A 20,570-nucleotide genomic window follows, 5' to 3' on the forward strand; every position below is an offset into this window, starting at 1 on the left:
GGTTAATCCGCCGCCAGCTTGGCCAGCGCCAGGCTCGTGAACGTAGCCAGGGGGGAATTCTTGATGGATAGCTCAAACTCGCACGTCACCGGATCGGACGCGAAATTCGGGCTGTTGGTGAGGGATAAATCCCCCATCACGCAGAAATGGGCCAGCTTTTCGGCGTTATTGCCGGAGTTGCGCAGTTCTCCATACACCCAGCAACGGATGTTGCCGGAGGATGAAAACGGCGCGGCTTCCTGGTCATCTTCCAGGTTGTCCGCCACGCCGAACGCCAGCTGGATCGCTTCGGGCGTCACCTCCTGCGTCGTGAACTTCAGCTTGGACTGCTGGGCGATCGACAAATCGCGCATTTCATAAAATCCCGCGTCGTTCACGCCTTCCACCGTCGCCGTCTTCTTCTGGCGTTCGCTGGTAGCCGTCTTGATCTTGCCCAGGGTCAGCCACGGGCCAGGCTTTTCCGGGGTGGGAGCGTCGGGCTTGGCCCCTTCTCCCACCGTGTTTCCTGCGGTGACGGTTTCCCCGAATTTTGCAATGCGGATGATCATGCCTCCGATCAAATTATCGACAAATCTTTTTTCGTATGCCATGTGCTTGGTTTGGTTAATAGTTAATTGTTAATGGTTCGTCGTTCCGGCTCCGGTCCGTTAAAATACCCGGCAGCCGGCTTTTGCCTGTTCGAGTGCCGCAGCCTGGTCGGGCGTGACGTTCACCACCACTCCGGCCAGGTAGGTCATGCCGCTGATGTTGGTGCCCGTCCTGGTCACGCGCACTTTCACCAGTTGCGGCTTGGCCTGGCTGCTGACGCCTGCTTCCCCCGCGGCGGATGCCGGGGCCGTCTGTTCTTTTTCTGTCTTTGCCATGTTGTTGCTATGGGTTCAGGGTTTCTCGGATCGAGAGGAAAATCACTCTGCCGTCCACGTTCTTCAGTTCCGGCACTTGTTCCGTGCTTAGTTCTGTAATTTCCGCCACCCAGGGGGCTGTCCCGGCCAGCTCGTCATTGTGCGGGGACCATTTGCGCAGCCGCCGCAGCACGGCGGCGGTCAGGGCGGACAAGCGGCGGATCGTGGGGTCAGCCCCCACTTGCCCGGTCGTCATGACCAGGATGGCTGCCGTGGCGACAACCACGCCGGGGTCCGGCATGTCCACACCCTTCCAGGGCGGCGGCTGGGGTGCCTGGGGCATGACCGCGATGGCCGCATCATACTGCGCCACGGCCAGGGCAAGGTTGTTCACTTGGTCGCTGGCGTCAAACGGGTCCGGAATCACGTAATTGGCCAGTTCTTTTTTTCCGGCCAGGCGGTCGATCACCGCCTGGGCAAACACGTATTCGGGGCCGTCTGGTAGTTCATCATTCATGCTTGTTCAATCGGTTGGAAATTCTAGTTGCCAGGGTGTCCACAGCGGAGGTTTTCACGGCGTCGGTCAGTTCCGCGTCCGACGGCAGCACGGTGCGGTCGGGGTCGTGCGTCACGGATTTCAAGAGCAGCCCCAGCGGCGTTATTTTCTGCTTCCGGCCCTTGTACATGCGCTTACGCTCCTGGACGCGGGCCAGGTAGGGCATGCGGCTTTTGACGCTGTACAAGACCATGATTTCCTCCTGGGGAATTCCGGCCTCGGCCAGCGTGATCCGGCGCTTGCGCAAAGGGGAATCCGGCCCGGGGACAAGCAGGCTTTTGGTGGGGCGGCCCGTCACGGGGGAGATGCGGCCAGTCGCCCGGACCGTGCCGCCCAGCAGGTGCAGGCGCACCCCCGTATGGCTCACCGTCACGCGGGCCGTGCGGCCCTCCATATGGCTTTCCGTGGCTTCCGCCGCCCCGGCCCAGTAGTTCCGCGATCCGGTCTGCTGGGATCGGTCGATAAAATGATTCTTCAGCAGGTCGCGCAAATCGTCCCCGGCGTGCCGGGTCATGGCCTGCAAATCCTCCGGCGTGACCATCCTGGCCAGGGCAACGGACATGTCCAGATTCACCTGTAAACTGATCATGCCCGGCCTCCTTCCATGATTGCCTTGTCCCCGCGGATGCTCACTTGCACATCCAGGTTGCGGCTGATCCAGTCGCGCAAATCCTGATCCACTCCTTTCATGCTCGCCTCGGCTCTGTTAAAATCTTCCCGTCCGGATGCCGCGTCCTGCAACCCGTCCGCCGATACGGACTTCACACCCATCCCACTGTTAAAGTCAAAAGGCGGGTAGCCCGTGCCCCACCGGGAAAGCAAGCTCCATATCCGGCTGGACACCAGGGCACGTTTTCCTTCAGCATCTACTCCCCGGCGTTCCGCGGGGGAAAGCTGCGCATAGGCTTCTTTCCAGCGCGTGTCCCAGTCCCGCGGTTCTTTTCTGGTTCCCACCCGAACCAGCTGCCAGGCGTGGGGCCTGTCGTCGGCCAGCAGGTTTTCTTTCCAGGCATAATTCCGTGCTTGCGCCACCGTCTGGTCAAAAATCAAATTCTGGCGTCCGGGTGTCGTCATGTCCCGGATCGTCCCCTCGGCATCCTCCGGGGCTTCGTAGTTGTAAAATTTCAGGACCGCGTTCAGGAATTCACGGGCGGAAGCGTTCAGCCATTCTCCGTTCAAAATTTTCCGGGATTCGTCCCGGATCGCCTGCACGGTCTGAAGATGGTTGCAACCAGCCGAAAAGATAGCACGCTGCGTGAATTCCCGGCCCATTTGTTCCAGCTGGGCGGAATTCAAGTTGGTCGGCATCAGCCGCTTTCCCATCAGTGTTTCTTCGGCGCTTGGCATCCTATTAACTATTCGCTTTTAACTGTTCACTGCCCGCATGCGCGGGCCTTACATCACCCCGCCGTGGCGGCTCATGCCCCACCGGATCGGCCTTCCGGAATAGTGCGGGCTGGGGGTCTTGTCGCTGGCGTCATCGGTGATCACGTAGCTGCCGGAGGATAATTCCTTCAGCACGTCATTGGCGTGCTGCCACTCCGCTTTCCGCTCGTCCGTCATGGCCAGGGCAAACCGGACCAGGACGCGGTAACGGACAATGGCCCCGGCTTCCGCCATCAGTTCCGCGGGGATGCAGTCAGGGCTTCCCTGTAACCTGGTGCGGCCTCCGGAGGCAATGCGGCTGCGGATGGTGGCCGCCGTCTCGGCCAGGATGCCGGGGATGGGATCGGGCTGCACCTGGGCGCGGTCGCGCGTTACGCTGGCCAGTTCCCCGGCGTTCAGTACCTGGTTCAGCACATCTTCAGTTAATGGGTTCCACATGGTTTTTCCTTCCGGTAAGTTCCGGGGGCGGCGTTGCGCCCCCGGAACAGTCCTCGTCAATCTGCCATTCCTGGTTACGATACTTCGATACGTGCGGCGGCTGCCGGATTGGTCACTTTCCGGTGAGTGGACCAGTACATCATGTCCACCACTTCCAGCGTCCGTTCTTCGGACAGGATTTCCGGGCCGGAAGGTTCCAGCGTGAAATCCTTGGCTGCTGACATGTCGTTGCGCGTCGGCGCGTCCTGGGAGTAGAACATGAAAATGTCCGATCCCATAATGCCCTGCATCTTGCCGGACTTCCCGCGTGCTGCGGGCTGGTAGGGCATGGATGCCAGGGACACGTCAATGTCCGGGAACACCAGCATGTTCTTCAGGATGTCCAGGCTGGCAGTCAGTTCCAACCCCTGAAGGCGATTAAGGAAGAACGGATGATTCTTCATGATCACCCAGGCTTTCAGCCCCAGGATCAAATGCGTCGGCTTGCGCCCGATAGCCGCCTGGATCGTCAGGGCCAGGTTATCCAGTTCCTGGATGATGTTGGCTTTCTGTCCGGCGGTGCTGGTCCAGTTGCCGCTTCCAGCCGTAACGGGCACCCCTGCTTTCCAGATGGTGACGGCTTCAACTTCCCTCGTGACCAGCTGGGAACTGATCAAATCCTGAAGATTGCTTTCCCGCTCATCGTCTCCTCCTCCGTCTTGTTCCATGTCGAATTTCCAACTGCCGACCTCCAATGCGTGGGGCTTGCAGTTGTAAAAATCGTCCGTGGCATTGGTGTCTATCCGCGTAGGAGAATTCCCCCTGGACAGAGCCGTTTTATAAACGCGGAACGCGTTGTCGATGTCCCGCTTCTTGTAACTTCCCACGGCGGTTTTCACCCCCACGGTTGGGAACAATTTGCGGCTGATACTGTCCGCCTCGTCCGCATAAGCGGCCTGGCACAGCTCGGTCAAATAACCGTTGTAGCTTGCAGCATTCTGAAACATATAATGTTAGTATCTATTGCTTATTGTTGGTTGTTGAGTGCGTCAGTCTCCGGCAGGGGCCGCCTGCACGGTTGGGAGGGTCAAGTAGGATTCCAACAGCTGCCCCCCGGTTCCCGGCTCGCAGGCCACGGCCACCTGGGTGCCAGTATCTCCGGCCGTAGCGGTGCCTCCGTCGTCCAGGACAAGCCTGGTTCCCTCTTCCACGCTGCCGGGGGATTCGCTCAACCGCACCCCCACGATCCCCTGATGGGCGGGCAGGATGTAATCCGTGTCTTCTCCTTCGTCTCCGCCGACGTGGACCACGCCCAGGGGGATGTCGGATTTACCGCACAAGACCAACTTGCCCGATGTGTCTTTCTTCACGAAGCAGCCTTCGCATTTGCGGAGGTCCATGCCGCTTTCCGCCCTCATGACGGCCTGTTGATGGATAATTGCCATGTTGTTTTCTGGTTATGAATAGTTAAAAGCAAATGCCAGGAGCGGTTTACTTCTGCCCCAGCCGGATCTTGGCCAGGTTCTTCGCTTTCCAAAACGAGCAAAGACGCCCGGCTGCCTTTTCTTGCGCCTGGATGTCGCGGGCCGTATTCACCAGCAGCTGGCCGCGGTCCGTCCCCATGCCTTTGCCTCCCCTGGTCGCCTGGGTTTCCCGGCGATATCCGGGCCGGGCATACTTCGGAGCGCCCCCGGACGTGCCGCCTCCCTTGCGGTTGGCCAGCAGGTTGATCATCTTGATGCCCATCTCGCGGTTGGTCAGCAGTTCTTCCTTGAGGTCCTTCTTTTCCTCGGGGGTCAAGGTCGCAAGGTCTTCGCTGTTGAGCAGCGTTTCCGCTTCCGCTTCCGCGGCTTCCTGTTCGGCGGCCATCAGGGCGTCGATTGTTGCCAGTATCTGGTCCAGCGCGGCGTCTTCCGGCAGTCCCAGCTTGGCGGCGATTTTTTTCAATTCTTCCATGTTGTTGTCTTGTTGGTTTGTGTTGTCGTTGATCGGCGCGGCCTGACTGTTGGTGATCGGGCGCTGGCCGGGGTTGTTGGGCTGGTTGGTTAGGGCCAGCCCGACGAGTTGCAGGGGGCGGAGGCGTCCGCCTCCCAGGTCCGCGCACAGCTCCACGCTGTACACGGTCGAAAAATGTTTGTAGATGCGGTCCCGGACCAGGGGGAGGCCCAGCGGCGTCCATTCAATCCGGGCGCACAGTTGCAGCCCTTCCTCCGTTGGCAGGGCGGCAAGCTCGCGCACCCAGCCGTAAGCCCGGCTATCCCGCGGCCCGGTGACGGCAACGGACACATGTTCCACGTCGGTCAGCAGCCCTTCTTCCGGGACGCCTGCTTCCACGATGGCCCGCACGGCCTCATCGTCGATGACCTGGACATATTTTTTTCCGTCCGCTGTCTGCTGGGGATGTTCCCCCCAGCGTTCGATGTTATACCAGCCGTCCCCCGGGTTTTCCCAGGGCTGCAAATCTTCCAATGTAATGGTTTTCATCCTTCTTGACTTTTTGTCTGTGTTGGTTACGGTGTTGTTACGGTGATGCGCGGCCTGGGGGCCATCCGTTAAGGCCGCGTTAGCCCGTGCGGGGAGATGGCCCTCCCGTCCGTACTTCTTTTATCTCTTGTATTTCAGGGTTCCCTTTCTCATCTTTTCGGCTCCATTCAGTCGGCGGCTGTGGAAAAAGCTTCTCACCTGGCCATCCTTGCCCGTGATAAATCCGCTCATGGCAAATTTCCCGGCGTCATCCTTGTACACGCGCAGGTAGGTCTTCTGGCCGTTGTGGGATTCCCACACTTCGTGCGGGTTTTTCACGGCACGGACTGCTTCAGATAAACGCCGCAATCTCCGGTTCTGTTCCTCGGGCGTTTTGGGGGGCTGGGTGCTTTCCCAGTGATCCAGGACACCCTTGCTGAAATGCACGTCCTGCCCGTCGATGGACCGGGCCGTAAATCCCCGCGTCAGGGCTTTCCGCGCTCTTCCCGGGTGGCTGTGGCTGCTGGCCGGGTCGGGGGTCAGGGCGGACAATTTTTCCAGTCCCAGGCTTTTGGCCGTTCCGGTTTGGCCGATGGCCTCATGCTGCCCGCGGCCCCGCTTGTCCCAGCCCTTCCTGGCCCCTTCGCTGGTGCCGTAGTTGGCCAGCAGGTTTTCCTGGTCGCCGTTTCCGGCTGAATTTGCGTTTTGCCGGGGTGCTGCCGGGGTGCTTCCTGCTTTTTCCGGGTCATTGCCCACTTCCAGCCCTGCGGCGCGTTTCATGGCCGTTTCCAGCTTCCGGGCATCATTCCGGATCATGGCCGGGTTCGGCTGTGCGTTGAGCAGCTTTTCCAGCAGGGCAAGTTCCTGGGCCGTCAGGGGGGCGTTGTTCCTGGTCTGCTCAATCTGTGCGGGGATGTGTTGCCAGTTTCCGCGGCTGTTGGCCAGCAGGGGGAAGGAGGGTTGTTCCTGGGACGGCTGCGGCGCCCGGTACGTGACCGTATAGCCGGACGCCTCGCTTACTTCTTCCTCGTCGGCAATATATCCCGCGGCGGCCAATTTCGTGATGTTGTCCACCTGCTTGCCTACGTCTTCGGCTTCTTCGTATTCCAGCGTCCAGTAGGCCAGATGCGGCCTTCCCGGGAAATGGCGGTCCAGCAGGCGGCGGCTCATTTGGCGGTTGAAGCTTTCGGAGATTTCCGCGCCTTCGCCCGCCGCCAACATGCGGAATGTTTCCTGGTGGGCGTTGCCCGCCAGCGTCCCGCTGCCGGATTCCGCCAGCACGGTCAGCTCGCCGCCCGTGCCGCGGCGCACAATCTGCTTGTCGCACCACTCGCAGCGCTGTTTGAAGGTGTCCCCTCCGCGGGCCGTCGTTTCCACAGTCTTGATGTCCCCTCCGTCCGGGTAGCCGCCGCGCCCGTCCCCGATCATCTCTTCGGCGATGCGGTCATATTCCCGTGCCTGTTCGTCAGAAGTGTTTGGCGGGTATTTGAAGAAGATGGCCGGGTTGCCGAACACGTCAATGAATCCGTCCCACCCGTCCAGGGCATGGGCCTTGGCGCAGATGGCGAACATGGCGGGCAGGTCCACGGGCCGGAGGCATTCACGGATGATCAGGCGGCTTTCATCCACGGCTTCCAGCTTGGCGCATGACCTGTCGGCGGATTCGTTGTAATACCAGGCCCCGCCCTTGACAGGCCGGGCCATCAGCCACTGGTCCACGGGTTCCATCCTGATTCTGCCGCCTCCGGCCACGGGTTCCAGGTGCGCGTACCCGCGGAAGGTAGCCGATCCCATGAACCGCACCGCATCCCTCAAGTTGTCGATCTTGCCGTAATATTCCGCCAGGCATTGCTGCTGCTCGTCGGCCAGCGTTTGCAAGTCCGGGTTGTTGCCGATGGCTTTGGCATCCACCTTAACGGCGTCAGTCATTTCCGCCAGGGCGGAGGCGCGGCGGTCCAGGACCGTGCCCAGCATGTCGTCCGTTTCTTCCAGGGCGGCCCAGCACAGCATCACGTCGGCATACTGGCCTTTCCGGTACAATTCATAGAGGGCGCGGGCTTCCTGCGGCGTCAGGAATGGCAGCGGGTTCCGGCCTTCCTTTTGAGAGCGTCGGGACAAAAAGCCGATCAGCCTGATCATGCCAGTCCGGAAATTCCCTGGCCTGCCAATCATCCTGTTCACAAATTGCGGTAAAATGTTCATCGTGTTAAAATCTCCTGGTCCTGATGCCGCCCCAGCGGCGGGTGCCGGAGGCCCGGTTACTGCTCTTCCTGCTCTTGCCCTGGCGGGACTTGTGCCGCCAGGATGACGGGCTGCATGATTCCAGCCCGGTCCCGACGTGGCCCCAGTAGGAAAGCTTGCCGCTGTCAAATGTGTCCGCGTGGTTGCCCTGCGCGTCCACATCGGCCTCGAACCGTGCGCCGTTGCGCGTCACCAGGCGGTGGTCCGTTTCCAGCCATTTGCCCGGAGGCATGGCAATGAGAGCGTCTTCCAGGGCGGAGCAATACGCGGCCCCCATTGCCGTCTTGGCGTCGGATTTTTCGCCGCAGTAGCGGACAACCTGCTGCCCGTAAAATCCCACCACCCGGACCAGGCCGGACAGGTCTTTAGCCAGTTCCCGCGCCAGGAATTTTTCATTGCTGGTGTCCACCACCAGCACGCCGCGCTGCTCGCGAGGCACGGCGCCAATGACCAGTTCCAGGATGCCCAGCATGACGGCGTAGTGCTCCGTCTTCCACCTGACCACCAGCCGCTGCCAGTATATGCGGTCCCAGTATTCCGTGGCCGTCAGGCTGGACGGGTTGGACTTCTTGCCCTCCGTGCTGGCTACGTCCAGCCCGAAACACACTTTTCCGGCGCACAGGGATTCCGCCCAGTTCGGGGAGATGGCTTCACGGATCGCGATCATGCGCACACCTCCTCCCCGGCCAGGTCCAGGCCCGTGCAATGGCCCAGGCCCATGTTTTGCGCCCGGTTCAGCCAGCCCAGCGGGATGGCTGCCGTGCCGCCCTGGATAAACTTCAGGCCATAGTTGCGATCCACCGACGCGCGGTCCAGGCTGTGCGCCCTGAATTCTTCGTAGGGCACCACCTTGCCGGACAGCGGATCATAGAGCGGCAGCCCGGCCAGTTCGGCGTCCAGGGCGTCCACGCGGTGGACCGGGTAGCCCTGTTCCGTCTTGTACCAGTTCCCGGCAGCGTTCGGCTTAAATATTCTTATGCCCGGGTTCAGCAGGTCGTAGGTGTAATGCGTATCGTCCGCGGGCGGCGTGCTGAACAGCCAGAACAGGAATTCCGGGTTGCGTGAGATGATCGGTTCCACCGCGTCCCATACGCCTTTGAAGTCCGGCCAGAAGCCGATTTCATCTCCGAACACGTCACCCGTCCAGCCCCGGGCCGTGTCGGGATTGGGGGCGAGGATCTTCGTGCGGCTGTACGCCGTCCGCGTGTGGTAAATCCTGACCTGGGCCGCCTGCTTGTCCATCAGTTCCGCCAAGTCGTCCACGTTCAAAAGTTCCTTGCTGGTCTTGTCGATGACGTTGCCGCCCAGCTGCTTGCCCAGCTTGTCCTGGCAAGCTTTCAGGGCGCCCAGGGCGTCGTGCCAGATGGTTGCCTCCTTCTCCACGATTTCCTTTCCGGTCGCAATGGATGCGCTCACAAAAAAGCAATTCCGCCAGGGCTTTTCAATCATGCGGTCGATGGCCTTGCTGGCAATCGTGTAGGACTTGCCGCCCTGCCGCCTCCACATGAAAAAGCAGATGCGGAAAGCCACGCAGAACGCGGCGTCCTGAAAGGCCAGCAGGTTGACTGCCCGGAAATTGTCAGGATGATGGGGCATCTACAAATTCGGGGGTGACTGTTTTCCGCTGGCCAAACAGCAGGGCGCGCAGCCTGGCCAGTTTGCTTTCGTTGGTTTCGTTGCTGCCGACAATCGCCTGGACTTCCGGACTGGTGGCCTTGTCCAGCAGCGCCTGGGCGGCCAGCATTTGCCATTTGTCAATGTCCAGTTTCAGCCGCTGGGCTTCCATTTGGGCCTTTTGTCCGGCCAGCACCATGCCGTAAAGGCGTTGCAAATCCGCGGCGGATTTTTTGCCCGGGCGCGTAATGACTTCGTAGCAGGTTTGCAGTACGGCGGCATGGGTGGCCTTCGTGACGTTGCCCCGCTTGATTTTGGCAAGCTGGGCGGCATTGTGGTCTTCCGCCGCCCATATCCGGGGCAGCAGGTGCAGCTTGTAGTACTCGCTGATGCTTTGCAGGGACAGCCGCACGCCTCCCTCCGCCAGAATGGCCTGTACATCCTTCAGGGTGGCGTTGGCGGCAAGGGCGTCGTCCACGGCTTGCCGCAATTCCTCCGGCAAGTTGTGGATGGTGCTGTCCGGCCTGGGCTTGCGCATGGGTGTAGGGGGGTTACTGGTTGCTAAGTTCAGCTTGTCCGGCATCCGTAATGCGCCAGCGCATTTCTCCCGTGATCTTGTTGGAGATGCCCGTGATCAGGCGCAGCGCGTCCAGTTCCTTCAGTTCGGTTTCAATTTCCGCGCGGGACGGGGACGGCACCACTTGCAGCTGCACCCGGCAGCGTATGTCATCTTCACGGCGCAGCAGTCCGGCGGGGACATGGGCCAGGTCCCTCAGGATGGCCAGTCTGATTTCGGCGGTTCGGTTCATTTCTTGTTCGGTGGGGTCAGGGTTTTCAGCATGCCGATGATTTCATGCAGGTCTCTGCCTTGTTCGTTGAGGCGGTCATATATGTCTCCCAGGTCTTCTTTCCGGTCATTTTTTATGTCTCGGATTTCTCGTTCCAGCCGGGCAATATCCTCTTTGGTGGCGTATTCGTTAGCCTTGCGGACATTGAGGGGATCATTGGACAAGGATATTTTGCGAGCCTTACCCATCACGTAGCCACCCCCGCCAATAGCGCCAGCCCCCACAAGGGTGCTTATTATCTGGCCAACCGCTCCGGCATCTATCGTGCTCGCTTCCGCCAATAGCTGCATCATCATTTCAATAATTCGGCAAGGGTGGACGTGCCCTGGGTATAGGCACGATGCAGGGCGGTTGTGGCGATTTCCCCCAGCTGGATATGGCCGGGGTCGTAGATGGCGCGGAAGTCTCCGCCCCATACCAGGCCCGCCTGGCGGGTCGCTTCGGCAAGCGGCGCGTAAATGGATTTTGGGCCTTCGCTGGGGGACCAGATGTCCTGCCCGTCCTCAAACAGGCAAAAGTCCGCGGCCAGTCCAAAATTGTGCATGCTCTGGCCGCCCCTGGCCCGGGTGACGCGGGGGCGCTTGTTATATAGCGCGTCCTGTTCATCGTAGGTCCGGACGCCGCAAATGATTTTCCAATCGGCCTGTTGCCGCATGGCTACGATCACCTGGCGTACCCGCATGGCGGCTAGCGGTTGCAAGGTCCATAGATAAGACTCGGAGCGGCTGTCCACCTGGCCGTATCTGGCTTGCAGCTGGCTGTGGCTGGTTTCCCACTGCGTAGCGGCTTCACGGGTCAACGGGCCAGTCATACCATCTAAGGCCCCACGGTAAAACCCGGCAAACTTCAGTGCTCGCTGCCAAGACAGCGTGTTCATTTTCAATTCGGCGTACTTCATGATGCTTTCCTTTCTTCACTGTTACTTATTAACTATTTTCCTTTCTGCACCACGGGCGGGGCGATCACCACTTCCGGCACGCTCTGATTCCACAGCAGCTTTCTTTCCCCCCGGTCAATCACCAGGGAGGAACCGCCGCGGACAATCACCGCCTGCCCTTCGGACAGGCTCACGCTGGTGGATGCGGGGGCCTCGCTGCTACAGGAGCCGCCCAGCAGCACCATCAGCGCGCCGATGGTCAGCAGCACGTTGCGCTTGATGGTTCCGGGCTTGGCCGGATTGGATGTCCCGGCCCCGGCTATGGACGAATTTGCCAGGTCGTTCTCGCCTGGCACCAGGGGCCGGAACTCCAATTCATTTCCGCCTCCATCGCCGGAGGCGGTATCGCTATCATCGCTGTCGGATGAAATTTGATGCTTCCCGTAAGTTACAAACCGCAGCAGGACATTCACGCCGCCCAGGGCGGTCACAAAGTCCACAGGGTTGTTTTCCAGCCACTCGCGGACGGACGGCAGGAGCAGGGACAGGAGGGCGGCAAGGTTGATCCAAAACGTCCGGGACAAGTACCAGGGCGTGGTCGTCTTTTTCGTTTGCTGGGGCGTAGTTGCCCCGGCGTCTCCCGACGCGAGGGCTTCATTCCCATGATTACCACGATTCAGTTCATCTCCGTTTTTTGTTCCGCCAAAATCTTGCTTGTTAGTCATGCGGGCACTCTAGCCCAGGCTCCGCATTCTTTATGTGGCATTTGTGGCAAATGTGCTAAAAAAAGTTGAAGGTGGATTGCATCATCTTCCCGCGCTGGATGGCTTCTGCCCGCGCTGCCGCCGCCATATCCCGCACTTGCCCCTCCCACAATAGCTTTTTTACGCCTCCGGGCACGGCAGGCCAGGCGTACAAGTCCCCCCTCAATATCATGCGCCGCACTGTTTCCCGGCTTACCTTTAATATGCGGGCAGCTTCGGCAACGCTACATTCCGGCCCATTAGCCCAGCGGCGCAAATTTTCGTCCATGTGTCCATATTACCACACGCTTAACGGTTTTTCAGGAGCAGGGACGCAAAAAGCCCCATGCTGGATTTTCAGCATGGGGCTTTGCCGGGAAAGTCTGATACTGCAAGCCTTTTGGACCGTCTGACCAGTTGTTCCGCTTCGGTTTGGTTTCAATCCGCGCATCCGCAGGGATGCGAAAAGTTACAGAGGGAATTCGTCTTCAAATGATACCGTGTCGCTCCATCCCCTGGCCGTCTTCGGTTCGGGTTCCGGGGTGACAGCCCTTCGGGCTGCTGCCTGGATGGACCTGGATACCGGGACGGCTCCCACATGATCCGCCAGCCTTCCCGGGGGAATCGTCCCCGGGATTGCGTGCGGTTCATAGGTTTCCAATCCTGTTTCTTCCGCCAGCTTTCGGGCGGCGGCCCGGCCCCGGTTGATCACTGTATAATTCAGATGGCGGATGTGTTCAGGCTTGGCATATTTCTGTAGCTGGTCATAGACATTCTTTCCCGTGCAGGGCAGATGCAGCTGGTCCCTCACCACTTCCGCCAGATAGTCCGGCCCGGTTTCAAACCGTTGCATGCTGTCCCGGAGGATGTGCAATGCCTTGTCCATTTCCGTGTAGGTGTTGTCTCTGATGGCTTCATATCCCAGGTAAGCGGCAAAACGATTGTAAATCAGCGTATAATCCTTTTGTGTTGCGCGGGTGAAAGATTCCGTGTGTCCGGTGGCTTTCCAGGTCTCGTCGTGCCGCCATTCTTACAGGGAGGCACCGGGCAGCCGTATGCTTGCAGCTGCTTGTAGGCCCGGACGGCCAGCTGCGCCAATACGGCCTTTTGCTTATTTGATAATGACTTTTCCATTGTCGCTGCGTGGTTTAATGGCTTTGATGCGTGCAGTTTCTTCATTGTATTCCCTGATCACCCGGATCAGGTTGTTTTTCCGGTCTTCCTCCATGCTGTAGATGATACTTTTTCCGCCCTCCGGCGTGATCACCGTTACGTCGTAGAGGCCGGAGGGCCGTTTCCGGCATTTGTATTTAGTCGTCACTCCTGGTGCTTCTCTCTACGTAAAACGTTTCATCCTGCTTGATCTGCATGCCCAGCTTGGCGAGTTTGTGAGGCTTGACATGCAGGCGGATCGCATCCTTGTCCGGGGTTACTTTGGTGACCAGGTAGGCCCTGCGGCGGGTGCTCTTGAGCAGGGCTACAACCTTGTCCCAGGTCCATCCCGGCGCGGGCTTGAGGGAGGGCTGCCCCAGGCGGTAGCCGTAGGTAGTCAGGGCGGTGGTGCCGGATTTACGGCCCCTGGCAAACAGCTCGTCCCTGCGGGGAGATGCCCATTGCTCGGCCATCTTGGTGAGCCGGGCAATCTCCCTGGCCAGTTCGCTGATTTTGGGATCATGCTCGGTGAGCACTTGCTGCATGGCGGTCTCCTTGGCGGCCTGCAAGGTGTCCAGTTCAACACCCTTGCGGGCGATGTCGTCCAGTGTCCGGCAGAATTCGTCCTGGTCTTTGATTACCTGCTGGTCGGTTGCTTTAGTGGTTGTGCGTATCTTTCCCATTGTTATGTTGTTTGTTGAGTTGTTTCGTCTGGCGGAGCTTGCGGACCAGCATGGCCACCACGTCCGTCCATTTCAGTCCGGGGGTATTGTGAAGCCAGGAGTAAAATTTCTCGGCGTCCACGGGCACCCACTGGACGCCCAGTTCTCCCAGTTGCACCCCGATTTCCCGGCAGCGCGGGTCATAGGTCACGTGGTAGTCATGATTCCCCGGGAACCGTCCTAGTTCCAAGTTAATCTGAAAGCAGATTGTTTCCTGTTCGATGTTATTCATGGCTGTTGGTTTCCGGTTTGTGTTCTTCCTCCATCCTGGTTCCCCAGGTGCAGCCGTCTTTCTCCGGGTCCACGTACCAGTGCCCGTCCGTCCCCAGGAGGTCGCATTCATACTGCTTCCCCGGTTGGCGGAGATGGGGCCGGGAGGGGCGGCATCGTTTACAATCCCGGCACATGGTCCAATGTTCCGCCGCACGCAGGATGTCCCCGGCGTTTTGGATGGTGTAATATGTGATTCTGCCCTGGGAGCCGTGCCACTCCCTCATGCTGGTTTCATGGCGGCGGGCGTCAGATTCGTTGGCGTAAGTGAAATACCTTGCCCCCGCACCGGGTATGATCGCCACGGATATGTACCGGGCGGCCTCCCAATAAAATGTGCTCTGCATCATTGTTGGCCCTCCCGGTTGCGATTGATGGCATCGGCCATGATTTCACCGATGGCGTCAGCGTTTCGGTTAATCACTTCTTTGAGTGTCGCAAAGACGCGGAAGGCTGGCGTTTCGTAGGCGGTTGCCCGCACGGTGTTCCAGTAAACAGCCAGTCCAAGTTTGTCGTTGTCCGTGGCAACGTCCTCAATGTGGAGGACAAAGTGGCCGCCTTTGGGGGCCGGCTTGACATTGGGGGCTTGCTGCCCCCTGTCCTGTTGATGGTTGGTGTTGGTGCTGTACATGATGGTGGTGTTGATTGTTAGTCTTGGTATCTGTCGTCTTCCAGGTCTTCAATGCCGCGTCCGGCAACCCATCTTTCCGCGTCCGGGTCATAAGCCAGGAATTCAGGTTCCCCCACCCTGGGCAGCCTGCCATAAGGCAGGCCGCCTTCGCCTTTGACAAGGTGGCGGATGATGTTATGGGCGGACAAGAGCCGTTGCGTTATGGCTGTTTTCGGGTCGCTGCCATCCGGCATGGGATTGTTCCAGAAGAGCATTCCATAGGCGCGGGACATGTCCGCATCCGCCTGGCTGATGACGTGTTGCTGGATGCCCGGGAATTGGATCATCCAGTCGTCTCCTTGCGTATAGGTGAGATACAGGCGTTCCAATTCCTCCGCCCATGTTTTTGCTTTGCCGTACCACACAGATTTGGCGGAGTAACTGTGGGGCGTGTCCATCAGGGCATGCCAGCCCAGCAGGCAGGTCATGCCGATTTCCGACAAGTCCTGTAGCAGTTGCGGATCGCGCAGGTTGTTCGGCGTTGAGGCAGTCACCCACGGGTGGTTCTGCGGTGGTGTCGTGGTATCTTGATTCATAGGATTTAGAGGGTTACACGTCATCCGGCATGTTGCCGTCTTCCATGTCTTGCAGCTTCTTGATGGCGCCCAGGTAATAATCCCAGGTCACGGGCACACCCGCGTTTTTAGCGGCTATCCGGGCCAGGTTCATGCGCTTGGTGATGACGCCGTACCCGCTGTCCTGGGCGGCGGCTTCGACGGAGGCCCGCAGGCCCGCGTCCGGTTCCGGGAATCCGTAAAATTCCCATACCTGGCGCAAGTCTTCCGTGCTGATGGCGGAGGGGAGGCGGTACACCCGGCAGGCGTTGCGTTTGGACAGCTGTTTCAGCATGTCGGACCAGACCGGGCTTTCTTCCATTGCCGCCTCAAATTCGGGGGTGGCCGTCAGCAGCAGTCCGCAGCCGGACATGTCCCGCAGTTCCCGCACCTGCTCCACGCCTTTCATTCCCATCTTGTCGCTGCGCAAAACATGGTGAATTTCGTCGATGATTAGTAAATGATCAGGGGTCAGGTAGCGCAGGATGCGGTCGATCATATCTTCCGGTTTCAGCGTCGTTCCCGCTCCGATCTGCTTGGCAATCCGGTAAAGCAGCCGCGTAGGACTGGCTGACACGGGGCAGCGCACCAGCACCACCTTGTCCGGATGCCTCCGGGCGTATTCCTTCACGGCTTCGGTCTTGCCCCACTGCGTCGGTCCGATCATCACCGCCGCGTAATGGTAGCGCCGTGTAAATTCGGCAAGATCCATCGTATAACGGGCAAGTTTTGTTTCCACAAATGGCAAATCTTCGCCCGCCTGATCTACAGTTAGCCGGGCGCGGAGTGCGGCCAGGGCCAGCAGATGCGGTTCCGCATTGGCTTCGTAGGTGCCTTTTAGTATGGAGCGCATTGTCTTGGCAGACACTCCGGCCTGGGCTGCCATATCGCCCAGGGTCCAGTTGTGTTCTGCGGCGTAGGAGATAAGCCAGGCTAATGTCTGCTTCGCTTCCTGGGGGTATGGCCCGCTGGTAACGGCAGGCAAAAAGCGCCGCGGGTCGCTGTCGTTTTTTGTATATGTTATTCTGTCCATAGTATTTATAAAAATGAAATTTTCGGATGGCTTTCTTTTTGGGGGGATGCCGTTTCCGGTATTTCCGTTTCCGGCAACAGGCTGATGCCGGGCAGTTTTTTCACGGCGGCCAGGGCGGCGGCATCCGTGCCTTCGGCGTTCAGCAACCCTTGCACCGTAATGGGCGCCCCCTTCGCCACCTGGCGGTTGTACAGGCGTGTTCCGACGATGGCCGCTTCTTTCCGGGCGTGGTGGACGCGCGTTTCCTGCAAGGTTGCCGCCGTGGCTTTCTTCTTCCTTCCCATAGCCGCCCGCACCTGGTCCTCGTCGTAGTAGGGCGCGCGTTGCTGTAGCGTGCTCATGCCCAGGCAGCGGCCTTTTTCGTCAATGATGTACAAGTGCTGATCGTCAAACATGTTGAGCATCACCCATACATCCATGCCGCTGGGCAGGATGCGCTGATACCCTTCCGGCGTGACGATGCTGGCCGGGTAGTACAGGCGGTCCATGCTTACCGCCTTGTTTTGCAGGATGATGTAGGAGCCTTTCACCACCGTTTTCACGGCCAGGTCGCGGGATAGCAAATCCACGATTTCCCATTGCGTCGCTTTCCGCAGCGGGGGCTGGTGCTGTAGTTTCAGGTTCCAGGCTTCCGCGGGGGACAGGCGACGGGAACTGACCAGCCTTTCCGGATCGCGGGCGGCCATGTTCAGCAGCGTGTGGCGGTCCGCTTCCGGTATGCTGTCCGTCAGCGTGATCCAGTCGCTGTCCGTGGACAGGCGCACCATCGGCACCACCAGCCCCATCCGTTCCCAGCCTTCCAGGGCGTGGTCGGTCCGACTGTTAAAGGCATCGTACACGCGCCAGGCTATATCGGTTGTAAGTTGTTCAAAGGTTGGCATCAGATGCCGCAGCATGGCGGCCCGGTCCGGATCCCTGATTTCCAGATAGCCCTGCTTTTTCAGCAGCGCCTTTTGCTCCTTCATCAGGCCCGCCAGCCATTCCGGCTCTGTCCGGTCATGGCCGGACGGAGCGGGCAGGCAGGAACTCCATATATTGGCCGTCAGGTTCCACACGGATTCCAGGTGCGCCTTGCCGCGGGGATTGCCGCCCTGGCGGCCTTCATACCCCCGGAGCAATGCCTGGGTTTTCCCTTCCATGCCGGAACGGTGGACCTTCACCGCGCCGTCAAACAGGTCCAGCAAGACTTGCTCCATGTGCGCCCGGATGGCTGCCGTTCCGTTTTCCACCACAAGGGTGGTTCCCCGGGACGTATTGATGCCGACATTTGCCAGCAGCCCCGCCACAAACATGCGCATGTAGCGCTCCGTCAATCCGGCGTGCGTCCCGTCCTGGCGCATCATCCTGGGCATCATGCCCCAGTGCACCATTTTTCCGGTGGCAATATCCAGGCAGCCCAGCTGCAAGGGGCGCACAATCTGCTTGCCGCAGATAACGTGCGTGTCCAGCCAGTTGTCGTCGGACACGTAGTATTCCCCGGCCTCCATGCCTACGCGGGTAGTCAGCACCATCGGCAGCAGAGGGGCCGCGGCCTTGATGCCTTCCCTCATCACCCTGGCTTCCAGGGCGGCGGGTTTAATACGCATCAGGTTTTTCTTGCTCCACCCCACGGGAATTTGAGGATGACCGGGCCAGCCTTCGTAACCGGGTATGACTTCGGATTTTTTGCGCCAGATGTCCAGCAGCAGCGGGTAAGCCTGGCCGCCGTTGCGTTGGCAGCGCGTTTGCAGTTCCGTCCAGTAAGCGACAAATCCCGGATGCTTCACCCGTGCCCGGGTGGGACGCATCCCGGCCATCCTCAAATCGGCAAGGGCCAGCAGACTGCCGCTTGTTTGCCACGCCAGGAATTTGCGTTGGACGGACTGCCAGGACATGGGATGCCCCGCGTCTTTCATTGCCTGGGCCGCCAGTTTGTAAGCGGCCATTTTGTTCGGAGCCGCCGCGATTTCACGGCAAGCCGCGTGCAGTTTGCGCACCTTCAGCCGCTCTTCCGCGGGCAGGGCCTCCCAGCCGGGCAGCCCTTCAATGGTGGATAATTCATTCATTTTCCTTCCTTGATAATCCGTTCAACGTTCTTCAGGCACAGGAGCAGGTAATCCCGGTCGGGGCCGGGCAGATACTTGTGCAATTCCTCTTTGGTGAATTCGTCCAGCATGATCACAATGTGGTGGGCGTCTTTGATAGCCACCTGCTTTTTCTGTTCCCTCAATTCCTCTTCCGGCTGCACGCCCGCCACGGCGGCCATCATGGCCTGTTCCGGGCTTACGGGGGCGGCGGCACGGCCTTTCCCCCGGTTCCGCAAGATGGTTTCGTGCTGGGCCAGACGCGCGGCTTGGGCGGCGCTCTTGCTGCCGTCTTTCACCACTTGCAGATTCAGCATCATTTGCCGGGGGGTAACGGCGTTCCCGGTGGCTTTTTTCACCAGTTCCGGCAGGGTTTCCACAGCTTCGCCGTCCAGGCCCATGTCCAGCGCGGGCCGTTCGTTCTGCCCCAGTCGTGCCGCTGCTTCCTGGTAGCAGCGCATGTAGCGGTTGGCTGTTTGTCGGTTAAAGTTCAAATGTAGCTCATGGGCTACATTTGCCTGTGTTTCAAATTGAGCGCATGAGCTCAATTTGGTATTAGATTCTTTCTTAAACAGTTGTCCCCACTCACCGTGAACGGTAGCGGCCTTCAAATCTTTCAACAGCCTGCCAAGCCGCAGCACGGCCAGCACGGCATTCTTTCCGGCTACAACGGCCATTTCCGCCTGGGCGGTGGCGTACTTGTGCAGGCGGTTCGCCTCACTCACCCCCAGGGCAATCCGGGTTGCTTCCGGGATGCTCAATTCACATTTTTTCATGGTCCGCAAATTCTTTCAATAGGGCTTCTTTCAGTTTCAGTCTTGCGCGGGCTTCAATCCCCTGGATGGTCTGCGGGGACACGTCCAGACAATCGGCTATTTGTTGCAGCGTCAGCGGCCCGGATTCGGGCAGCCCGGCCCAGCGTCGGAACTGGGGACGGCTAAGCAATGCCAGCACCACGTTTTTTTCAAGGGGCGTCAATTTTTCATCCTTCATCGGGTAATACGGGCAAAACAGCCGTTCGGGGGTCTTTTCTTCCTTCCCTTACTTGCCGGGCTTCATCGTCCAGGCAGTAAACCCCGCACCAGGCTGCCACTCCGGCCATCGCCGCTAGCACGGCAATTTCCAGCAGCCGGGCCAGGGCTTTTTTAAGGTAAGTAGTCATCATTTCCGTTGTCCGGTAAGTTGTTTTTCAGGTAAGGCTCGGAGCAACTTTGCAATAGTCTTGCTCTTCCTGTCCCCAATCAATACCCGCCGCACATGACTGGGATCCCGTCCAATCGCCTTAGCGGCCTCCGTGATGTACCAACCGCGGGCAAGCAACCACTGCGGCGTGATGCGTTCTTGTGCTGTTTTCGTTGTCATGATAGGTTTTGCTCATGGCGCGCCGTTCTAAGGCGCGCCTATGAGAAAACTCATACCACACTTCTAATGACAGGCAAGAAAAATATTAAGAAACTGTTATTTCATGACAATTTGAAATCCCTTATGAAGCAACGGGGCTTCTCACAGATGATGCTTGCTGAATCTACCGGAATATCACAAAGTGCTATTTCTCTTTATATTACAGGGAGATCAATTCCCAAGGCAGGAGAGCTGCAAAGAATGGCTGATGCTCTAGCCGTGTCTATGGATTATTTGTGGCGTAAAGTCGGCCCTGAAACGATACAAGAATCCTCATATTATGAAAAAAAGTGGAGAGAGACAGAGAAGGAACTAGTAAAATTAAGAGAAGCCTTGAAACTTCTAGTCAATAACGTCAGTCAATAAAAAATACAACACCTATAAATTGTATGAGTTATAAACAAGCAAATATTCTGATCGTACTGTTGCTTCTCATAACTGTTTTTTTAGGGATTATTGCTTTTCGCTCAAATGATCCTGCATTTCGAGCTCCCATCTATGAATACAGAGAAATAACGGCTAATGGAATTGATGAAGACTATTCCGAACATAATGCTTGGATCAAAGACGGATGGGAGCCGATCTTTCTTTTGCAAACTGATGGTGTGGATGCTCGTTACCTAATGCGTCGCCTTAAGCGTTGATTTTATGACACATCTGCATAAAATTCATGGTCAGCATTTTATGTTAGATTTTTCATAACAAATTCATCATAAAT

At 58.7% G+C, this 20,570-nt stretch carries 33 protein-coding genes; 2 read left to right on the top strand and 31 right to left on the bottom strand.

What is annotated here, in order from left to right:
- Window positions 1-2 precede the first annotated feature (2 nt).
- The 31 genes from CI070_RS03855 to CI070_RS13460 all read right to left on the bottom strand — a co-directional run bounded on the left by CI070_RS03855 (window position 3) and on the right by CI070_RS13460 (window position 19,813).
- A complete protein-coding gene (locus tag CI070_RS03855) occupies window positions 3-590 on the bottom strand; it encodes a hypothetical protein (protein ID WP_094167838.1) in 588 nt (195 codons plus the stop codon).
- A gap of 57 nt (window positions 591-647) precedes the next feature.
- A complete protein-coding gene (locus CI070_RS03860; RefSeq protein WP_094136102.1) occupies window positions 648-863 on the bottom strand; it encodes a hypothetical protein in 216 nt (71 codons plus the stop codon).
- A 7-nt stretch (window positions 864-870) separates the two neighbouring features.
- Entirely contained in the window at window positions 871-1,359 is a 489-nt protein-coding gene (locus CI070_RS03865) for a hypothetical protein (protein ID WP_094136103.1), read from the bottom strand.
- Complete coding sequence (locus CI070_RS03870) at window positions 1,352-1,987, bottom strand: hypothetical protein (protein ID WP_094136104.1); 636 nt, start codon at window positions 1,985-1,987, stop codon at window positions 1,352-1,354. The genes CI070_RS03865 and CI070_RS03870 overlap by 8 nt, the downstream gene beginning before the upstream one ends.
- Window positions 1,984-2,745, bottom strand: a complete 762-nt coding sequence (locus CI070_RS03875) for a hypothetical protein (RefSeq protein ID WP_094136105.1) — start codon at window positions 2,743-2,745, stop codon at window positions 1,984-1,986. The genes CI070_RS03870 and CI070_RS03875 overlap by 4 nt, the downstream gene beginning before the upstream one ends.
- A 48-nt stretch (window positions 2,746-2,793) precedes the next feature.
- Window positions 2,794-3,222, bottom strand: coding sequence for a hypothetical protein (locus CI070_RS03880; protein WP_094136106.1), 429 nt, complete (start codon window positions 3,220-3,222; stop codon window positions 2,794-2,796).
- Between the two features lie 74 nt (window positions 3,223-3,296).
- On the bottom strand, window positions 3,297-4,208 hold the full coding sequence (locus CI070_RS03885; RefSeq protein WP_094136107.1) for a hypothetical protein: 912 nt from the start codon (window positions 4,206-4,208) through the stop codon (window positions 3,297-3,299).
- A gap of 42 nt (window positions 4,209-4,250) precedes the next feature.
- Complete coding sequence (locus CI070_RS03890; RefSeq protein WP_094136108.1) at window positions 4,251-4,646, bottom strand: hypothetical protein; 396 nt, start codon at window positions 4,644-4,646, stop codon at window positions 4,251-4,253.
- A 46-nt stretch (window positions 4,647-4,692) separates the two neighbouring features.
- Complete coding sequence (locus tag CI070_RS03895) at window positions 4,693-5,685, bottom strand: phage protease (RefSeq protein WP_094136109.1); 993 nt, start codon at window positions 5,683-5,685, stop codon at window positions 4,693-4,695.
- A gap of 120 nt (window positions 5,686-5,805) precedes the next feature.
- Entirely contained in the window at window positions 5,806-7,803 is a 1,998-nt protein-coding gene (locus CI070_RS03900; protein WP_179218358.1) for a phage portal protein family protein, read from the bottom strand.
- Window positions 7,804-7,870: 67 nt separating this feature from the next.
- The gene (locus tag CI070_RS13455) at window positions 7,871-8,572 is read right to left on the bottom strand and encodes a hypothetical protein (protein WP_165477134.1); all 702 of its coding nucleotides are present in this window, start codon (window positions 8,570-8,572) and stop codon (window positions 7,871-7,873) included.
- Window positions 8,569-9,501, bottom strand: a complete 933-nt coding sequence (locus CI070_RS03905) for a terminase large subunit domain-containing protein (protein WP_094136111.1) — start codon at window positions 9,499-9,501, stop codon at window positions 8,569-8,571. The genes CI070_RS13455 and CI070_RS03905 overlap by 4 nt, the downstream gene beginning before the upstream one ends.
- Window positions 9,485-10,057: a hypothetical protein gene (locus CI070_RS03910; protein ID WP_094136112.1), complete on the bottom strand. Its 573-nt coding sequence runs from the start codon at window positions 10,055-10,057 to the stop codon at window positions 9,485-9,487. The genes CI070_RS03905 and CI070_RS03910 overlap by 17 nt, the downstream gene beginning before the upstream one ends.
- A 13-nt stretch (window positions 10,058-10,070) precedes the next feature.
- Window positions 10,071-10,328, bottom strand: a complete 258-nt coding sequence (locus CI070_RS03915) for a hypothetical protein (protein WP_094136113.1) — start codon at window positions 10,326-10,328, stop codon at window positions 10,071-10,073.
- Complete coding sequence (locus CI070_RS03920; protein WP_143246896.1) at window positions 10,325-10,663, bottom strand: hypothetical protein; 339 nt, start codon at window positions 10,661-10,663, stop codon at window positions 10,325-10,327. Before CI070_RS03920 ends, CI070_RS03915 begins: the two co-directional genes overlap by 4 nt.
- On the bottom strand, window positions 10,660-11,178 hold the full coding sequence (locus CI070_RS03925; RefSeq protein WP_179218359.1) for a M15 family metallopeptidase: 519 nt from the start codon (window positions 11,176-11,178) through the stop codon (window positions 10,660-10,662). The genes CI070_RS03920 and CI070_RS03925 overlap by 4 nt, the downstream gene beginning before the upstream one ends.
- Window positions 11,179-11,297: 119 nt before the next feature.
- Entirely contained in the window at window positions 11,298-11,969 is a 672-nt protein-coding gene (locus CI070_RS03930) for a hypothetical protein (RefSeq protein WP_143245575.1), read from the bottom strand.
- Between the two features lie 55 nt (window positions 11,970-12,024).
- Window positions 12,025-12,276, bottom strand: coding sequence for a helix-turn-helix domain-containing protein (locus CI070_RS14535; RefSeq protein WP_094136117.1), 252 nt, complete (start codon window positions 12,274-12,276; stop codon window positions 12,025-12,027).
- Window positions 12,277-12,456: 180 nt separating this feature from the next.
- Window positions 12,457-12,873: a hypothetical protein gene (locus CI070_RS03940; protein ID WP_094136118.1), complete on the bottom strand. Its 417-nt coding sequence runs from the start codon at window positions 12,871-12,873 to the stop codon at window positions 12,457-12,459.
- 225 nt (window positions 12,874-13,098) lie between these two features.
- A complete protein-coding gene (locus CI070_RS03945; RefSeq protein WP_094136119.1) occupies window positions 13,099-13,308 on the bottom strand; it encodes a hypothetical protein in 210 nt (69 codons plus the stop codon).
- Window positions 13,298-13,822, bottom strand: coding sequence for a host-nuclease inhibitor Gam family protein (locus tag CI070_RS03950; protein WP_094136120.1), 525 nt, complete (start codon window positions 13,820-13,822; stop codon window positions 13,298-13,300). Before CI070_RS03950 ends, CI070_RS03945 begins: the two co-directional genes overlap by 11 nt.
- Window positions 13,797-14,093: a hypothetical protein gene (locus CI070_RS03955; protein ID WP_094136121.1), complete on the bottom strand. Its 297-nt coding sequence runs from the start codon at window positions 14,091-14,093 to the stop codon at window positions 13,797-13,799. Before CI070_RS03955 ends, CI070_RS03950 begins: the two co-directional genes overlap by 26 nt.
- Window positions 14,086-14,436 carry a hypothetical protein gene (locus tag CI070_RS03960; protein WP_143246897.1) on the bottom strand — a complete coding sequence of 117 codons (351 nt, stop codon included), beginning with the start codon at window positions 14,434-14,436 and terminating at the stop codon, window positions 14,086-14,088. Before CI070_RS03960 ends, CI070_RS03955 begins: the two co-directional genes overlap by 8 nt.
- Before the next feature lie 41 nt (window positions 14,437-14,477).
- Window positions 14,478-14,762 carry a hypothetical protein gene (locus CI070_RS03965; protein WP_094136123.1) on the bottom strand — a complete coding sequence of 95 codons (285 nt, stop codon included), beginning with the start codon at window positions 14,760-14,762 and terminating at the stop codon, window positions 14,478-14,480.
- A 17-nt stretch (window positions 14,763-14,779) separates the two neighbouring features.
- A complete protein-coding gene (locus CI070_RS03970) occupies window positions 14,780-15,337 on the bottom strand; it encodes a hypothetical protein (protein ID WP_143245576.1) in 558 nt (185 codons plus the stop codon).
- 13 nt (window positions 15,338-15,350) lie between these two features.
- Window positions 15,351-16,388, bottom strand: coding sequence for an ATP-binding protein (locus CI070_RS03975; protein ID WP_094136125.1), 1,038 nt, complete (start codon window positions 16,386-16,388; stop codon window positions 15,351-15,353).
- A gap of 5 nt (window positions 16,389-16,393) precedes the next feature.
- Window positions 16,394-18,433, bottom strand: a complete 2,040-nt coding sequence (locus CI070_RS03980) for a hypothetical protein (protein ID WP_094136126.1) — start codon at window positions 18,431-18,433, stop codon at window positions 16,394-16,396.
- On the bottom strand, window positions 18,430-19,227 hold the full coding sequence (locus CI070_RS03985) for a hypothetical protein (protein ID WP_094136127.1): 798 nt from the start codon (window positions 19,225-19,227) through the stop codon (window positions 18,430-18,432). The genes CI070_RS03980 and CI070_RS03985 overlap by 4 nt, the downstream gene beginning before the upstream one ends.
- Window positions 19,214-19,444 carry a sigma factor-like helix-turn-helix DNA-binding protein gene (locus CI070_RS03990; RefSeq protein ID WP_094136128.1) on the bottom strand — a complete coding sequence of 77 codons (231 nt, stop codon included), beginning with the start codon at window positions 19,442-19,444 and terminating at the stop codon, window positions 19,214-19,216. Before CI070_RS03990 ends, CI070_RS03985 begins: the two co-directional genes overlap by 14 nt.
- Window positions 19,434-19,616, bottom strand: coding sequence for a hypothetical protein (locus CI070_RS03995; protein WP_094136129.1), 183 nt, complete (start codon window positions 19,614-19,616; stop codon window positions 19,434-19,436). The genes CI070_RS03990 and CI070_RS03995 overlap by 11 nt, the downstream gene beginning before the upstream one ends.
- Window positions 19,613-19,813 carry a hypothetical protein gene (locus CI070_RS13460; RefSeq protein ID WP_179219347.1) on the bottom strand — a complete coding sequence of 67 codons (201 nt, stop codon included), beginning with the start codon at window positions 19,811-19,813 and terminating at the stop codon, window positions 19,613-19,615. Before CI070_RS13460 ends, CI070_RS03995 begins: the two co-directional genes overlap by 4 nt.
- A 66-nt stretch (window positions 19,814-19,879) precedes the next feature.
- Between CI070_RS13460 and CI070_RS04000 the strand changes: the two genes are divergently transcribed.
- Together CI070_RS04000 and CI070_RS04005 are read left to right on the top strand one after the other, a co-directional pair.
- Window positions 19,880-20,218, top strand: coding sequence for a helix-turn-helix domain-containing protein (locus tag CI070_RS04000; protein ID WP_179218360.1), 339 nt, complete (start codon window positions 19,880-19,882; stop codon window positions 20,216-20,218).
- Between the two features lie 23 nt (window positions 20,219-20,241).
- Window positions 20,242-20,496, top strand: coding sequence for a hypothetical protein (locus CI070_RS04005; protein ID WP_094136131.1), 255 nt, complete (start codon window positions 20,242-20,244; stop codon window positions 20,494-20,496).
- Window positions 20,497-20,570 lie beyond the last annotated feature (74 nt).

It is taken from the genome of Akkermansia muciniphila, from assembly GCF_900184965.1.
GTDB lineage: Bacteria > Verrucomicrobiota > Verrucomicrobiia > Verrucomicrobiales > Akkermansiaceae > Akkermansia > Akkermansia muciniphila_A.

Bases quoted from the DNA above. Each gene is read 5' to 3' on its own strand.
- CI070_RS03855 (WP_094167838.1), bottom strand. From the start codon at position 590: ATGGCATACGAAAAAAGATTTGTCGATAATTTGATCGGAGGCATGATC.
- CI070_RS03905 (WP_094136111.1), bottom strand. From the start codon at position 9,501: ATGCCCCATCATCCTGACAATTTCCGGGCAGTCAACCTGCTGGCCTTT.
- CI070_RS03995 (WP_094136129.1), bottom strand. From the start codon at position 19,616: ATGATGACTACTTACCTTAAAAAAGCCCTGGCCCGGCTGCTGGAAATT.
- CI070_RS04005 (WP_094136131.1), top strand. From the start codon at position 20,242: ATGAGTTATAAACAAGCAAATATTCTGATCGTACTGTTGCTTCTCATA.
- CI070_RS04000 (WP_179218360.1), top strand. From the start codon at position 19,880: ATGACAGGCAAGAAAAATATTAAGAAACTGTTATTTCATGACAATTTG.
- CI070_RS03940 (WP_094136118.1), bottom strand. From the start codon at position 12,873: ATGGACAAGGCATTGCACATCCTCCGGGACAGCATGCAACGGTTTGAA.
- CI070_RS03930 (WP_143245575.1), bottom strand. From the start codon at position 11,969: ATGACTAACAAGCAAGATTTTGGCGGAACAAAAAACGGAGATGAACTG.
- CI070_RS03985 (WP_094136127.1), bottom strand. From the start codon at position 19,227: ATGAAAAAATGTGAATTGAGCATCCCGGAAGCAACCCGGATTGCCCTG.
- CI070_RS03970 (WP_143245576.1), bottom strand. From the start codon at position 15,337: ATGAATCAAGATACCACGACACCACCGCAGAACCACCCGTGGGTGACT.
- CI070_RS03915 (WP_094136113.1), bottom strand. From the start codon at position 10,328: ATGAACCGAACCGCCGAAATCAGACTGGCCATCCTGAGGGACCTGGCC.
- CI070_RS03955 (WP_094136121.1), bottom strand. From the start codon at position 14,093: ATGAATAACATCGAACAGGAAACAATCTGCTTTCAGATTAACTTGGAA.
- CI070_RS03975 (WP_094136125.1), bottom strand. From the start codon at position 16,388: ATGGACAGAATAACATATACAAAAAACGACAGCGACCCGCGGCGCTTT.
- CI070_RS03925 (WP_179218359.1), bottom strand. From the start codon at position 11,178: ATGACTGGCCCGTTGACCCGTGAAGCCGCTACGCAGTGGGAAACCAGC.
- CI070_RS03880 (WP_094136106.1), bottom strand. From the start codon at position 3,222: ATGTGGAACCCATTAACTGAAGATGTGCTGAACCAGGTACTGAACGCC.
- CI070_RS03890 (WP_094136108.1), bottom strand. From the start codon at position 4,646: ATGGCAATTATCCATCAACAGGCCGTCATGAGGGCGGAAAGCGGCATG.
- CI070_RS03875 (WP_094136105.1), bottom strand. From the start codon at position 2,745: ATGCCAAGCGCCGAAGAAACACTGATGGGAAAGCGGCTGATGCCGACC.
- CI070_RS03965 (WP_094136123.1), bottom strand. From the start codon at position 14,762: ATGTACAGCACCAACACCAACCATCAACAGGACAGGGGGCAGCAAGCC.
- CI070_RS13455 (WP_165477134.1), bottom strand. From the start codon at position 8,572: ATGATCGCGATCCGTGAAGCCATCTCCCCGAACTGGGCGGAATCCCTG.
- CI070_RS03860 (WP_094136102.1), bottom strand. From the start codon at position 863: ATGGCAAAGACAGAAAAAGAACAGACGGCCCCGGCATCCGCCGCGGGG.
- CI070_RS03920 (WP_143246896.1), bottom strand. From the start codon at position 10,663: ATGATGATGCAGCTATTGGCGGAAGCGAGCACGATAGATGCCGGAGCG.
- CI070_RS03885 (WP_094136107.1), bottom strand. From the start codon at position 4,208: ATGTTTCAGAATGCTGCAAGCTACAACGGTTATTTGACCGAGCTGTGC.
- CI070_RS03910 (WP_094136112.1), bottom strand. From the start codon at position 10,057: ATGCGCAAGCCCAGGCCGGACAGCACCATCCACAACTTGCCGGAGGAA.
- CI070_RS03895 (WP_094136109.1), bottom strand. From the start codon at position 5,685: ATGAAAACCATTACATTGGAAGATTTGCAGCCCTGGGAAAACCCGGGG.
- CI070_RS03950 (WP_094136120.1), bottom strand. From the start codon at position 13,822: ATGGGAAAGATACGCACAACCACTAAAGCAACCGACCAGCAGGTAATC.
- CI070_RS03990 (WP_094136128.1), bottom strand. From the start codon at position 19,444: ATGAAGGATGAAAAATTGACGCCCCTTGAAAAAAACGTGGTGCTGGCA.
- CI070_RS13460 (WP_179219347.1), bottom strand. From the start codon at position 19,813: ATGACAACGAAAACAGCACAAGAACGCATCACGCCGCAGTGGTTGCTT.
- CI070_RS03900 (WP_179218358.1), bottom strand. From the start codon at position 7,803: ATGATCAGGCTGATCGGCTTTTTGTCCCGACGCTCTCAAAAGGAAGGC.
- CI070_RS03865 (WP_094136103.1), bottom strand. From the start codon at position 1,359: ATGAATGATGAACTACCAGACGGCCCCGAATACGTGTTTGCCCAGGCG.
- CI070_RS14535 (WP_094136117.1), bottom strand. From the start codon at position 12,276: ATGGACGAAAATTTGCGCCGCTGGGCTAATGGGCCGGAATGTAGCGTT.
- CI070_RS03980 (WP_094136126.1), bottom strand. From the start codon at position 18,433: ATGAATGAATTATCCACCATTGAAGGGCTGCCCGGCTGGGAGGCCCTG.
- CI070_RS03870 (WP_094136104.1), bottom strand. From the start codon at position 1,987: ATGATCAGTTTACAGGTGAATCTGGACATGTCCGTTGCCCTGGCCAGG.